The sequence below is a fragment of the Helicobacter enhydrae genome (assembly GCF_001693335.1).
Lineage (GTDB): Bacteria > Campylobacterota > Campylobacteria > Campylobacterales > Helicobacteraceae > Helicobacter_G > Helicobacter_G enhydrae.
This window is the reverse complement of record NZ_CP016503.1, coordinates 1382207-1396579: the sequence shown is the minus strand read 5'-3', so window position 1 is coordinate 1396579 and position 14373 is coordinate 1382207. Positions and strand designations below refer to the sequence as shown.

The following is a 14373-nucleotide window of genomic DNA, read 5'->3' as shown; positions in this document are numbered from 1 at the left end:
AGTATTTGCAGAGTGGCTAAAATAAAAGGTTTTCGGTCCTTGCAGGGTAACTGCTTAGCATCCCCAAAACCGAGAAATCAAAACAATGTTAATTGCACGGGTTTGCGTGCTTGTTCAATTTTACTTTCTTCTCCCATCAAGATTCTCATATGATCAAATTGTTTTTCTGTTAAGATGATTGCACGGATATGCCCACGCTTTGGCAGAAAAAGTTGAAGTCTTTCCATATAACGATTGGCACTAGCGATCCCTTTGCAAATCCTCACATAAACAGAGAATTGCAACATAAAATACCCCTCTTTGATCAGCTTCTGGCGAAATTTGGTCGCCATATTCCTCTCCTCCTTGGTTTTTGTTGGCACATCAAACATCACTAGAACTCTCATAAACTTCTCTTCCATTGCTCACCTCATCTAAAATCGGAAGTTCAATTTGTCTGCATTTGCCACAAATCATATTGGCTACACTCCACACACTGCGTGTAATGGCTCGATGCATAGGATAGAATTTGCCACCTACAAGCACTTTTGTATTGAGAATATTCACAAGCTCGATGCGATGACGACGCTCAAAAGTATCTTCAAAATCCAACTTCAGCACTAGCGAATCCACAAACGCACGATAAGGCTCAATCAAATCATCTGCAAGATTAAAAGGATTGAACTGATTGTGGTGAAAAATCCCAAGAGAAGGCAACAAACCCGAACCAATGAGATTTCTAGCAATAGAGCCCCTTATGACTGCATAGCCATAATTTAGAGCAGAATTAATAGGGCAAATCTCCTTGCGGGAAAAACCCTTCCCAAAGAGTGCAGGGAAATACAATGCGGAGGCTTTGGCTTCGTTGTTTGTCGCATCTGCAAGTTTGACTCCTTTTTGCAAGGTTTGAAGTTTTGAGGCGATTGGTAGCTTGTTTTCTTGAATGAGGAGTGTGCCTTGATTCTTGATTTTGGCTTGAATAATTTTTTGCCACATTATAGCCTTACTCTGTTTGCTTTGATTGATTTGATATTCCAAAATTTGAGCATTGCGATAATGAGTCAAAAAAGGCAAAAAAACTCCACTAGGCAAATGAGAATCATCGCTGACAAACACAGCAATCCGATAGCGTGCAAATGCCTCCAAAAGAGAGGAACTTAAAGCGATCTGTGGAGTATCAATCACGATAGTGTGAATGTCTTGCAGAGGGATGGACGCTGATTTTTCTCCGTGAATACAGAGCTGATTGTCTCGATGCGAAAGTTTGAGTGCAGAGCTCAAAAATAATGTCCGATACGCTTCATCAAACATTTTTGGAGCTTTTTTTAGTTTGCATTCCCTGCCGTTTGCTTGGCTTGGCTTCTTTGACTTCTCCCAAAGGTGAGACTACGACTTTGGAGAAATGTTTGAGTCTTTGGATTCCACAACTTGTCCGTGCAAATACAATTTTTTCTGTTTTCTTATCTTTATCAGTGAAAAATCTCTCTTCATCTGTATTTGCAAACTTATACTTGCTAAGATGCTCAAAATCCATTGTTCCTGTAGCAGAACCTGTTTTTTTTATAAACCGCTACGATTGGCTCTTCCATCTCTTTTGTTTGGATTTTGACACAATCATTTTTAGAAAGCGAGAAGCAGAACTCATAATTTTCATCCATCTCTAGCCAATCTTTGATCACCCCATCTTTTTTACCAGCAACAATTGCTTTGTTAGGCAGAACACCTTTGGCAAAATCAAAAGTATAAATAGGCACTGCATAAAATCCTCCTTGGAGTTTATGCCTAAATATATCTACACGCACCATCTCGCCATTATCTACTAGTCCCCCATTGATTTCCCTAATCTTTCCAAATGCGATTGCCTTTTTTACTCCCTCTTCACCACCATAAGTTGCATAATATGCTTCCCTTTTACGAATTGTTTCCTGATGTAATGCTCCACTCACCTTGTGCGATACGCTATGTGAGACTATGATTTTTTGGATAGATTCTTCAACTTTGTTTTTGAAATCCTTTGTAGGATAACGCAGAGCAAGTTTGGTTTTGTATTCTGCCTCACTTAGTTTTTGAGCCTTGTGTGCAGAATCTTTGTAGCCCAATTCTTTTTCTTTGAGAAATTGGCTGTATTTGTTGATCGTGCTTGGATTGATACAAGCGATGATGATAGCATCTTGTGCGTGATGGAGGTGGTGTTCTCGATTTTTATCAACCAATCCCCAATAACTCCTTAGTGCAGAAGTCAGCGATCCAGAAACAATTCTAAGATGCTCTTTTTTGTTGGCAATAGGCTCAAAATCCAAATAATTTTTGACATAAAGACTCACAACTCTTGCGATATAGCCAGTATCGACCAAATTGCGTGTCAAAAATGAAGCTCTATCCCCGCATTCTCTATCTTTAAAAAGTTTATTGACAAGCTTTTTCTTTTTCTTTGTGCTAAATTTGCTCTGATAAACAAACTTGACATAGCTCTCCCAACGCCCTTCCTGAAAATACTCATAAGGTGTTTGGTTGCGTTTGTTTTGATTCTCTGTTTTGAAGCAGAGGATTTTGTTGTCTTGAGAATCATCCAAACTTCGACTCAATGGGAAGCAATGATCCACTTCTACAAGATTGGGATCTTTGAGTGCCCCAGAAGGTATCTTTTTGCCCGAATACAAACAATACTCATTTTGCTGAATCCAAAGTTTGCACTTGAGTAGATTTTTGCTATTTTCTGCCATTCCTAGCGTCTTGAGCTGATCCAAAGCCTGAACACTCAAAGCTTCATTTTCTCTCTGTCTCCTCTCGACTTCGCTACGCTCCTTTTTGCTTTGACCCACCTCCCTTGTAAGCTCAAGATTGAAATAATGAAATTTGCCATATTTTGCAATCAAGGCATTGACAACTTTTCTAAACTCACTCAAAGCCCGATTGACCACAGGGTTTGGAATATCAAAATAGCTATCCTCTTTTGCCAACTCACAAAGTGGAGGCAAAGAATCTTTTTTGCAAATATTTGGCACTACAAACTCTCCCCTTTGTTGCAAAATCCCTACAGCCTCATCATAACGCTTACCCTCTTTCATAAGAGGCAGGAGTTTTGCCAAAGCTTCAAGGCTGAGATTGATATGTGTCGCAAACTGGAGTTTGGCATCACAAATTCTTGAAATTTGCTCTTGGGTTAGATTGAGATTTGCAAGTAATTTTTGGATAGTTTCCCAATCCTTATTGGCTCCCAAAATTGCTGCAATTTCATCTTGTATGTGCCTAGGGAGCGTTGGGTTGGCTTTCAAAAGTTTGTGGGTAGCCTGAAGTTCTATAAATTTTGTATTTTGCTCCACCTTTTCTTTGCTATAGGTCAATTCTCGAAACTCAAAGGCTTCAGGAAGTTGCAAAATCTCTCTAAGCTTGGCATAACTCACCCCAGATTTAAGCTCATAGGCTTTTGAGAGAATCTGATCGATCAACACAGGAAGCTCCCATTGCACCCCTGTTTGATTGGAAATATAAAGCAAAGTATTGATGATTTTGCTCACAGCGATAAACTCTTCTGCACTCGGAGCACCTTTACAAGCCCGTTTTTGCGATGGCAAATGCACACAATGACCAATTTTGTCAGCAAATCCCTTCAAAGGACGCTGATAAAAAATCAATCCTTCTTTTTGGCTTTTGCTTTGTGCTTGTTCATCTCCAAGAAGCATTGAAACAAAGCTGTCTGTGACTTTTGTATTGCCCAATTTTGCTTGTGTTTGCAAAATCAACTTCAGCTCTGCCCTAAGCTCACTACGCCCAACACAACGCTTGTAATCCCCTTGTTCTGGATGATTTCTAACATTTTCCCACTGACCAATATATCCCTCACGAGGCTTTTGGAAAAACTCCTGAACCATCATCTCGCCAACACTACGATACTTAAGCAAAAGGGCTTGATTTTGTTTGACTGCTTTAAGCACCTTACCTTTTTCATTGTCTTCGATTCCATAAGTCAAATCATCATAGCCTCTGCGTTTGGCAATATGCAAAATCACCCTTGCAAGCTCTGCATCACTCAATCTCCTATCCAAACCCTCTACCCTTAATTGCCAAGGAGACAAAAAGTCTTTGCGAGTGTCAAACAAAGCCGCAAGCATTTGAGTGTCGCTCAACATACCTTCAAGTTTGATGTCCAAAGTAGAGGCTAGAAATTTTTTAACCTGCAAAATCCTAGCTCTTTTGCGTCTAATAGATCTCCTAGCACTTCTTGCTATGCGTCTAGGAAGTGCAAGAGAGCTTTTGTCTTTTGGGTGTTCTGCTTTGGTAAAAATCCTCACTCCACTATCAATAATGTCCAATCTTTCCCCCTCCTCTTGGATAAGAGCCCATCCAATACTTGCAATCCCCAAATCTACGCCAAGCGTTCTGATTTTCATCACAATTCCTTCAATAACATTGTTTAGCAATACATTCAACATCATCACATCACTATGTCATTAATTATAATCTCAATTTCAGCACAAATCTGCTTAACACCGACATTTTGTCACCATATCGCCGATTAAGTTAGAAAAAAGTTATAAAATAAAAATCCATAAGCCAACTGCGACAGGACACCAAATGTTGAAACTCTCGACCATCAAAAACAAAATTTTGGGTGCATCACTTGAATACAAAGCAAAGATTTTGATTCTCAACATTTGTATTGGGCTTATTCTCGTCACTCTCACGATGTTATTCTCTCTCTTTGGCTTGAAATATGACTATGATTCCCACTTCATCAATCAAGAACAAAAGCTCAAAGATTTGATTGTCATACAAAACATCTATTCTGACCTTTTGACCAAACTTCTGCGTGAGCAAGATCCCCAAAAAGAACTCCAACTTCTCAAACAAGCTTGGAGTGAGTTTAATGCAATCAATGAAAAAACCAACCTTTTTACGCATTTCAAAGATTTTTATGCAAAAGTTTTTTTGAGTCATCACAAAGAATTGGAAGAGCTCAAAAACTCAGAGGCACAAATCAAGCAAATCATCGGTGAGCGTTTCGATGACACAAGCATTTTGGCACAAGAGGAGATTTTGGCAAACCTCAACACCCTCATCCACAAAACAATCCAGCTCCATATCCAAATCCTCAACCTCAAAAAACAAGCCACCGATTCATTGTTTTTGTTCTCCTCAAGTCTGCTGATTGTGATTGCGTGTATTATTATTTTGATCACACTTGTTTTTGCCCAAATGATTCTTGTGTCTATCAAAAACATCCACCACTCTCTCAAACTCATTGTTTCAGACAAAACCAAACAACTACGCCAAATCAACGATGACCTGCAAAAAACCATCAAAAAAGAAGTCGCTGATTCCAAACGCAAAGATCAGATTATGCACCAACAAGCAAGACTTGCTTCAATCGGTGAGATGATACAAAACATCGCCCACCAATGGCGACAGCCACTCAACACCCTTGTTTTGATCATCCAAAGTTTCAAAAGCAAAGCAGACAACGACAAGCTCACCAGAGAGTTTATTGACACCCAAACCAAAGATGCCCTAAGGATTGCCCACAATATGTCAGAAACGATTGAAGACTTCCGCAACTTTTTTCAACCTAGCACGACAAAGACACATTTCTCTTTTGCCAATAGTCTGCAAAGTGCGTTTAATATCGCCAAAGCCCACTTGCAACACCAAAACATCGGTATCCAAACCGCGATCCCTCAAGATTTTTCAATCTTTGGGTATGAAAATGCATTTACACAAGTTTTGCTCATCCTCATCAACAACGCCAAAGATGCGATTCTCTCACATCAGATTCCAAAAGGCATTATTGAGCTTCAAGTCTCAACAGAAGAGCAGTATTATTGCATCCAGATCAAAGACAACGGGGGAGGGATCCAATTCCAAGACAAAGAAAGGATCTTTGAGCCGTATGTGACAACCAAGCACAAATCCGTAGGAACAGGGGTGGGACTCTATATGGCAAAGCAGATTCTAGAATGCCAAATGGATGGCAAAATCTTTGTTGAAAATATACATTGGTGCAATAGAATCACACAAGAGGAATACTTTGGTGCAATGTTTTCAATCAAACTTCCTATGACGATTATCTCACCTAAGGAGTCATAATGCAAAATCTCAAAACCCTCACAATCCTATATGCCGAAGACGAGCAAGACACGCTCAAGATTACGGCAAATATTTTGGAAGACTATGTCAAAGAAATCATCGTAGCTAGAGACGGACAAGAGGCACTAGAAATCTTCAATGCTTGTAAGGTGGATTTGATCCTCACAGATATTTTGATGCCAAGACTCAATGGTCTAGAGCTCATCAAAGCAGTGCGTAATGGTCACAAAAACCCCTCGATCCCAATCATCATCACTTCAGCACACGCAGAAGTTCAATACCTCCTAGAAGCGATCAAGCTACGCACCGATGGCTATATCCTCAAACCTATCAATATCGAGGAGCTACTCTCAACGCTCAATCGCGTTATGCTCCCAATCTTGCAACAAGAGATGATCCAAGCCCAAACTTTGCTCATCAATACAATCTCTACCTTTATAGGAGGGAAAAAAATAGAAATCATTCGCTATTTGCTTAATAATGTCGGAGAGGATCATATTTTTAGAGGTTCTTATCAAGACATCATTGAGACGCTCAATGTCAGCAAACCCACCGTTGTCAAGACATTCAAACAGCTCATCGATACAGGGATCATCACAAAGATTCGCAACAAAATCTACAAGCTCCACCCCAATGTCATCCCACAAGACTAGTTGCGTTGGGAAGCACAACGCTTCTGCCTACACAATCACTCCACCACCAAGCACACATTCTCCTTGATACACGACAAGAGCCTGTCCTTTGGCAACCCCAAATACATCTTCATACAGCTCTGCTTCGATCACCCCATCTTTGAGTGTGACTTTTGCTTTGCTCTTTTGGCTACGATAGCGGATCTTGACCTCATACTCCCCATCTGTGAATTGATTGAGGCTCTTATTGACTGCCTTGACGCGATTGACTGCGAGTTCTTCTTTTTTGCCCACGATGAGTTCATTTTTTTGAGCATCGATCCCCAACACATAATGAGGCTCTAACGCCCCTTTGACGCTAAACCCCTTGCGTTTTCCCACGGTGTATTGCATATAGCCTTTATGTTCGCCCACCACATTACCTGCAGTGTCTTTCACAACCCCCTTTTGATCCACTTGCAAAGTCTTTTTCAAAATATCAATATAATCTGTCTCAACAAAGCAAATTTCTTGTGATTCTTTATAGGTTTCAAGTGTCCCAAACCACGGCATCGCTTCAAATGCCTCTTTTTTCACATCGCTTTTGAAATAATCCCCCAATGGAAAAATCAAAGAATCAATTGCGTGTTGAGAAATCGCATAGAGAAAATAACTCTGATCTTTACTAGGATCTTTAGCTTGAGCGATCCTTTTGATCCCATTGATCTCTTCGATGCGTGCATAGTGTCCTGTTGCGATTTTTTCACACCCCATCTCCATCGCTCTATCCAAAGCAAGCCCAAACTTCATCAAAGGATTGCACAAGGCACAGGGATTGGGTGTCTCTCCTCTTTGGTATGAGGCGATAAATTCATCATAAACTTTTTCTTTGAATTCTTTTTGAGCATCGATGACTTGAAACTCGATTTCTAGTTTTGAAGCGACTTTCTCGCAATTTTGGATAAACATTTGATGTTTTTCTTCTTTGCCGTGCAGTTTTAGATAGATACCTAGCACTTCATGCCCTTGTTTTTTGAGCAAATATGCACAATAAGAACTATCCACTCCCCCGCTCATCAACAATGCAACTTTCATTTTTCGTCCTTTTATGTTTTGATTTTAATTTATAGTAAAGTTTATAGCATAGTTTTGAAAAATAGGCAAATTTAAGGCAAATTAAGGATGGCCGGGAGAGAGGGATTCGAACCCCCGGAGGTGTGACCCTCAACGGTTTTCAAGACCGCCGCTTTCGACCACTCAGCCATCTCCCGATGAAGCTATGGAGGCGACACTCGGATTCGAACCGAGGAATCAAGGCTTTGCAGGCCCATGCCTTACCACTTGGCTATGTCGCCATTTTGGTGCCCGAAGCCGGACTTGAACCGGCACGAACGCAATGTTCGAGGGATTTTAAGTCCCTTGTGTCTACCATTCCACCATCCGGGCTTCTGTCACTCTTTAAATGGTTATTATTGAGATTAATTCACGATATGGAGCGGGAAACGAGGATCGAACTCGCGGCCCCAACCTTGGCAAGGTTGTGCTCTACCACTGAGCTATTCCCGCAGATTGTCTGCTGATTGAAAATCAAAAAGTGGATTTTAACAATCTTTTATTAAAAAATCAAGACAACTGCACAAATATTCTTGATAAATTCGAAAACATTTCCATTGTATTGATAAAATTTCAAATATTTTTTAACCAAAGGGCATAAATGCTAACAAGTTTCAATCCCTACCCTTTTGAACGACTTAATCTTTTGATCAAAGACATCAAACCCAATACACCCAAAATCACCAATCTCACCATTGGAGAGCCACAATTCCAAACCCCTCAAGTGATTCAAAATGCACTCAAAGACTCTGTTTCCTTGCTCAACAAATACCCCAAATCAAAGGGTGAGGATTTTTTGATAGAAGCTCAACTTGATTTCATCGCACATCGTTTTGGTGTCCAACTCTCAAGTGCAGAAATCATCCCTACTTTTGGGACTAGAGAAGTGTTGTTCAATTTTCCACAATTTTTGCTACACGGCAAAGAAACTCCCACAATCGCTTATCCAAGCCCTTTTTATCAAATCTATGAAGGGGGAGCAATCGCAAGTGGAGCCACTGCGATCTTGATGCCCCTCACTGCAGAGAACCATTTCAAACCCTCGCTAACACAAGAGGATCTCCAAAGGGTGCATCTTGTGATTCTCAACTCCCCAAACAACCCAACAGGCAGTGTGCTTGGAATCGATGAGCTACAACAATGGGTGGAATACGCACTCAAATACGATTTTGTCGTGCTAAACGATGAATGCTATAGCGAAATCTACCAACACACCCCTCCACCAAGTATCCTTGAAGCTTCCAAACTTGCCAAAAATGACACCTTCAAAAATGTCCTTGCCCTCAACTCTATTTCCAAACGCTCCTCTGCACCGGGGCTTAGGAGTGGATTTATCGCAGGAGATAGAGAGATTTTGAAGTTTTATCGCCAATATCGCACTTATTTGGGCTGTGCTTTGCCATTGCCACTGCAACACGCAAGTGCAAAAGCATGGCAAACTTCAGGCGAAGAGATCAGAAAATGCTACGCACGCAATCTAGAAATAGCTCAAGAATTATTCTCTGAGATTGTCATCTCCCCCTACACTTTTTATCTTTGGCTCAAAGTCAAAGATGATCTAGCAATCACCAAAAAGCTCTATCAAGAAGCTGGGATTTTGGTTTTGCCCGGGCGATTTTTGGGAAAAAACGGCGAAGGCTTCATTAGAGTGGCTCTTGTGTATCCTGATGACATTATGCTCCCCGCCCTAAAAACCCTCAAAACTTTCTTAGATCAGGAGATTTAATGTTTCAAAAAATACATTTTGTCGGAATAGGTGGGATCGGAATCTCTGGTCTTGCCAAATACTTGCACTCTCAAGGTGTGCAAATCACGGGATCAGACATCGCCCACAACAAACTCACTCATAAACTCTTACAATCTGACATTCCTATCTCTATCCCTCACTCTGCCCACTCTATCACAGATCAAGATCTAGTCATCCACTCTGCGATCATCAAACCCTCCAACATCGAACTTCAAGAAGCACAGCAAAAAGGGATCCCCATCCTCTCACGCAAAGAAGCACTCAAAGAAATCCTCAAAGACAAAAGGGTTTTTAGCATTTGTGGGGCTCATGGCAAAAGCACAACAACAGCAATGCTTAGTAGTATTTTGCCTCATTTTGGTGCAATCATTGGGGCGGAGAGCAAAGAGTTTGATTGTAATGTCAGAGCGATCCCAAGCGATAGTATCGTCTTTGAAGCCGATGAATCCGATCAGAGCTTCCTCAACTCCAACCCCTATTGTGCCATCGTCACAAACACAGAGCCTGAACACATGGAAAGCTATGATTACAATCTAGAGGCTTTTTATGATGCTTATTTGCAATTCCTTACCAAAGCCACCAAACGCGTCATTAATATGGAAGATCCTTTTTTGGCTACTTTGGATCTTGAAGCCATACGCCTATACCCCCAAGAAGACATCAAAGAGATTGAGTTTTTTCTCAAAGACGATGAGCCTTTTACGCGTTTCCGCCTCAAAGATTTGGGGATTTTTGAGGTGTGGGGGTTTGGCTACCACACTGCACTCAATGCCTCTATGGCAATTTTGGCTGCAAAAGAGGAAATATCCCTCTCACAAATACGCACCAATTTGACACATTTCAAAGGGATCAAAAAACGCTTTGACATTGTCTATAAAGACACTCAAACAATCATCATCGATGATTATGCACATCATCCCACAGAGATCAAAAGCACCCTACAAGCGATTGGCACCTACACTCAAATCAAAAACATCTCTCCGATTATTTGCATTTGGCAACCCCACAAATACTCTCGCTTTTTGGACAATCAGCAAGAGTTTATCCAATGCTTTTGCGCTTGTGACAAATTGGTCATTTTGCCCGTGTGGCGTGCTGGAGAGGAACATCAAGAGATTGATTTTGCCTCACTTTTTGCCTCATACAACCCAATCCTCGCTCACTCTATCACCCAAAAGCAGGGGGTGGTCTATCTGCACGATGAACATGGAGAGATTTTTCAACAATTTGATTCAGGATTGATTGTGGGGTTTGGTGCTGGAGATATTACCTATCAAATCAGAGACAACAATGCCTGATTCACTCATCAAAAAATTAGATTTGGAAGAATTTGTAGAAAAATTCCAAACATATTTCGCACGACACAAAGGCATTGAGATTGGCGGCAACACGGACTTGCACAAACGCTTACTCCAAGAGCTTGAATCCTTTTTGCTCCCCTCGCTTCCAAAAGTGCAAAATCTCGACAAAGCACTCTTGCACATCCAAAAAATGGGGGTACTTCATCTTGAGGAGATTATCGATTTTTGCAAAATCATTTTGTTTTTTCAAACCCTCAAAAAAGCAAGCTATATCCCAAAAGATGGGCGTTTGGAGCAATGGCTTCAACAAATCACACTTCCTGAAAAACTTCAAGCGATTGCTCATTATTTCAATGATGATGGAGAGATCAAAGAGGGGATTTTCCAAGAAATCGATTCGCTAAGAGAGCATTTATCAAGACTCAAAAAAGACATTGCACAAGCCCTCTCTAGTTTGCTCAGAAGCGACAAGCTTAGCCCCTATCTTGTCGATCATCAGATACACTATGTCAATGCCACAGAATGTTTGTTGCTCAAGGCGGGTTTTCATCAAGTGATCAAAGGTATGGTGCTTGCAAGATCACAGGGCGGGTTTTTTTATCTCGCTCCACAGAATCTTGTCCAGCTCAAAGAAAAAGAGGGGCGTTTGCAAGATTTGTTCAATGACTGCATTTATCGACTTTGTAAAGAAATCAGTGGGAGCTTCCTGAAGCATATTTTGTTTTTGAAATTCATCAATCAAGCCTTTGATTTTATCGACCACATCAACGCACGTAGTCGTTTTGCCAAAGATTTCAATCTAGAATTTTTGTTCCCAACTCAAACCAAAGACATCATTCTACGCAACTATGCACACCCCAATCTCAAAAACCCAACACCCCTGCATCTTGAGTGGCGAAAAAGCCTACTCATCATTACAGGCGTGAATGCTGGTGGGAAAACAATGCTACTCAAAAGCGTTTTGAGTGTCGCACTTTTAAGCAAATATTTGATTCCTCAATCTCTCAATGCCCATCAATCCAAAATCGGACATTTCAAAGAAATCCATGCAATCATTTCAGACCCACAAAACAGCAAAAACGACATCTCAACTTTTGCAGGTAGAATGCTACAAGTCTCACATATTTTATCCAAACAAACCCCCCTTGTTGCAATTGATGAGATTGAGCTAGGCACAGATGCCGATGAAGCCTCAAGCCTATACAAAGAGATTTTGGAGACACTGATTGAGCGTGGAGCCAAAGTCATCATCACCACGCACCACAAACGCCTAGCCTCTCTTATGGTTTCACACCCACAGACCCAACTCTACGCAGCTATTTTTGATGAAAAAAATCAAATCCCCACTTTTGGCTTTTTGAAAGGAAGCATTGGCAAAAGCTATGCCTTTGAAACAGCATCGCGTTATGGCATCCCTGATGCTATTTTGCAAAAAGCCAAAAAACACTATGGCAAGGACAAAGAAAGGCTCAATGAACTCATCGAACGCTCCACTTCTCTTGAAATGGAGCTAATGGCACAAAAAAACACCTTGCAACAAGAAATCCACAAAGCCAAGCAAAAACAGCAAAAGCTCGATGAAGCACTCACGCACAATGCCCAACAAAACGAAGCATTGCAAAACCACCTACACTCTCTCTACAATCAAGCCCTCAATACCCTCAAAAAAGAAGCCAAAAATCTATCCCAAATCCACCAAAATATGAACGAAGCCAACAAGATTCTCAAACAAGCACAACAAAAGCCCCCAAACAATACCTCCCAAGAACTGCGTGTGGGTGACTATGTCAAATACGGCAACAACAAAGGTATCATCGTAGAAAAACGCGGAGATTTGTGCGTAGTTGAATGCGAGGGTTTGCGTCTCAAAACCAAAACACATCAGATCACTCCCACCCACAAACCCCCACTGCCCAAAACCCCAAAAAAACATATCACCTACACCCAAAAGCCTGTAGGGATCACGCTAGATCTGCACGGACTACGCGTAGAAGAAGCACTAGAAAAAGCGGAAGTTTTTATCTCGGATTGTTTGTTGGCAGGATATGATGAAGTGCTGATTTATCATGGAATCGGTGGAGGGATCCTCGCAAAAGCGATCAAAGATTTTTTGAAACACCACCCAAAAGTTGTGAGATTTGAAGACGCCCCTCCACAAATGGGAGGCTTTGGAGCCAAATTGATTTGGCTTTAGCTGTTGCTACGATTTTGGATAGTTTGTGCCACCTGTGAAGCACTTTCGCGAATCTTGTCCATAAACTCTTTTGCTTCACCTGTGAGCTTCACCCCGTCATCGACCTGATCGATACTCATCTTGATACTATCCACAACGCGTCCTGTCACATCGCGGATAGAGTTGATAGTCGTGGTGATCTCTGCGATAGATTGACCTGTGCGTTCTGCTAGTTTTCTCACCTCATCTGCCACCACTGCAAACCCTCTTCCATGCTCTCCTGCCCTTGCAGCCTCAATCGCAGCGTTGAGGGCTAGGAGGTTGGTTTGATCTGCAATGTCTTTGATTGTTTGGATGATTGAAGTGATTTCATCAGATTGTGAGCCAAGACTTGCTACAAGTGAAGAGCTTGTTTGCATCATTTCAGAGATTTGCTTCATATTGTCTGTTGTTTTTTCGATGACTCCTGTCCCCTCTGTCGTCAATCTGTCGTTTTCTTGTGCCATTTGAGAAGCGATTTTTGTATTTTCTCGATCGTTAAGCACTTGAGCTGTGATGTCAGTCGCAAACTTAATCACACGATACACGCGTCCATTAGAATCCAAAATCGGGTTATAACTTGCCTCTAGCCAAACCTCTTTGTTGTCTTTGCCAAGACGCTTAAACTTCCCAGCGACAAACTCGCCTCGTCTCAATCGCTCCCAAAACTGCGTATAGTCCTTTGACTGCACAAAAGAAGGTTCGCAAAATATCCTATGATGTTTGCCCTTGATCTCATCAAGCGTATAATTGACGGTTTTGAGGAAATTTTCATTGGCACTAATAATGCTACCATTGATGTCAAATTCGATTGTTGCCATTGAGCGATTGACCGCATTGAGCGTGTCGCGTGACTCATTTGCTTTTTGGACAAAATCGCTGATTTCAATCGCAAACGCCAAGACATGCAATACTTTGCCCGAATCATCGCATACGCAATTGAAGCTAGTATAAAACCATACAAGCCCACCGCCTCTTTTGACTTGAGAAAATACCCCCGCCACATCTTCTTTGTTTCTGATTGAAGCCCATAGATTGTTGTAATCGCTCTCGCTCACTTGAGGATTGCGGATATTTTTGTAACCAATACTCTTAAGCTCTTCAAAAGTATATCCGACCGTTTGCAAGTATTTTTCATTGGCAAAAATCATTTCACCACTCAACCCCAACTTCACAACGCAAACTGACTGATCAACGCATTTGACAAATGTATTGACATCTCTTAATTTCTCTTGACACAAAGCAAGTTGTGCTTTTATTTCCTGACCAAAAAACAATTCAAACTCCTTAACTTTTGATAATTGATATTATAAATCATCTTATGAA

The 14373-nt window shown here is 41.2% G+C and carries 11 protein-coding genes and 4 tRNA genes; 5 read left to right on the top strand and 10 right to left on the bottom strand.

Annotated elements, in window-relative coordinates; translation table 11 throughout:
• Positions 1-77 precede the first annotated feature (77 nt).
• From cas2 to cas9, 4 genes are read right to left on the bottom strand one after another with little or no spacing between them, the layout of a single operon-like run.
• Entirely contained in the window at positions 78-401 is a 324-nt protein-coding gene (gene cas2 / locus BBW65_RS06670) for a CRISPR-associated endonuclease Cas2 (RefSeq protein WP_066341302.1), read from the bottom strand.
• Positions 364-1290: a type II CRISPR-associated endonuclease Cas1 gene (gene cas1, locus BBW65_RS06665; RefSeq protein WP_066341301.1), complete on the bottom strand. Its 927-nt coding sequence runs from the start codon at positions 1288-1290 to the stop codon at positions 364-366. Before cas1 ends, cas2 begins: the two co-directional genes overlap by 38 nt.
• A complete protein-coding gene (locus BBW65_RS07800; protein WP_083986132.1) occupies positions 1283-1513 on the bottom strand; it encodes a hypothetical protein in 231 nt (76 codons plus the stop codon). Before BBW65_RS07800 ends, cas1 begins: the two co-directional genes overlap by 8 nt.
• Positions 1503-4370, bottom strand: coding sequence for a type II CRISPR RNA-guided endonuclease Cas9 (gene cas9, locus BBW65_RS06660; RefSeq protein WP_199919417.1), 2868 nt, complete (start codon positions 4368-4370; stop codon positions 1503-1505). Before cas9 ends, BBW65_RS07800 begins: the two co-directional genes overlap by 11 nt.
• Positions 4371-4554: 184 nt before the next feature.
• On the opposite strand from cas9, the gene BBW65_RS06655 reads away from it, so the two are divergent.
• Complete coding sequence (locus BBW65_RS06655; RefSeq protein ID WP_083986128.1) at positions 4555-6063, top strand: sensor histidine kinase; 1509 nt, start codon at positions 4555-4557, stop codon at positions 6061-6063.
• Complete coding sequence (locus tag BBW65_RS06650; protein WP_066341299.1) at positions 6063-6716, top strand: response regulator; 654 nt, start codon at positions 6063-6065, stop codon at positions 6714-6716. The genes BBW65_RS06655 and BBW65_RS06650 overlap by 1 nt, the downstream gene beginning before the upstream one ends.
• Before the next feature lie 27 nt (positions 6717-6743).
• Here BBW65_RS06650 and mnmA read toward each other — a convergent pair whose 3' ends face one another.
• The 5 genes from mnmA to BBW65_RS06625 form a co-directional block, all read right to left on the bottom strand.
• The gene (mnmA, locus tag BBW65_RS06645; protein WP_066341297.1) at positions 6744-7769 is read right to left on the bottom strand and encodes a tRNA 2-thiouridine(34) synthase MnmA; all 1026 of its coding nucleotides are present in this window, start codon (positions 7767-7769) and stop codon (positions 6744-6746) included.
• Positions 7770-7857: 88 nt separating this feature from the next.
• A tRNA-Ser gene (locus BBW65_RS06640) sits at positions 7858-7945 on the bottom strand.
• 9 nt (positions 7946-7954) lie between these two features.
• Positions 7955-8029 (bottom strand) — tRNA-Cys (locus BBW65_RS06635).
• Positions 8030-8033: 4 nt separating this feature from the next.
• Positions 8034-8120: transfer RNA gene (locus BBW65_RS06630), tRNA-Leu, on the bottom strand.
• A 45-nt stretch (positions 8121-8165) separates the two neighbouring features.
• Positions 8166-8240, bottom strand: a tRNA-Gly gene (locus tag BBW65_RS06625).
• A gap of 148 nt (positions 8241-8388) precedes the next feature.
• Between BBW65_RS06625 and BBW65_RS06620 the strand changes: the two genes are divergently transcribed.
• The 3 genes from BBW65_RS06620 to BBW65_RS06610 are packed head-to-tail and all read left to right on the top strand — an operon-like array spanning position 8389 to position 13029.
• Positions 8389-9513: a succinyldiaminopimelate transaminase gene (locus BBW65_RS06620; RefSeq protein ID WP_066341295.1), complete on the top strand. Its 1125-nt coding sequence runs from the start codon at positions 8389-8391 to the stop codon at positions 9511-9513.
• Positions 9513-10832, top strand: coding sequence for a UDP-N-acetylmuramate--L-alanine ligase (gene murC / locus BBW65_RS06615; protein WP_066341293.1), 1320 nt, complete (start codon positions 9513-9515; stop codon positions 10830-10832). Before BBW65_RS06620 ends, murC begins: the two co-directional genes overlap by 1 nt.
• Positions 10789-13029 (top strand): endonuclease MutS2, encoded by a 2241-nt coding sequence (locus tag BBW65_RS06610; RefSeq protein WP_233702021.1) that lies wholly within the window; start codon positions 10789-10791, stop codon positions 13027-13029. The genes murC and BBW65_RS06610 overlap by 44 nt, the downstream gene beginning before the upstream one ends.
• Here the strand turns inward: BBW65_RS06610 and BBW65_RS08140 are convergent.
• A complete protein-coding gene (locus BBW65_RS08140) occupies positions 13026-14324 on the bottom strand; it encodes a methyl-accepting chemotaxis protein (RefSeq protein ID WP_066341289.1) in 1299 nt (432 codons plus the stop codon). The two genes, BBW65_RS06610 and BBW65_RS08140, sit on opposite strands and share 4 nt — an antisense overlap.
• Between the last annotated feature and the right edge of the window lie 49 nt (positions 14325-14373).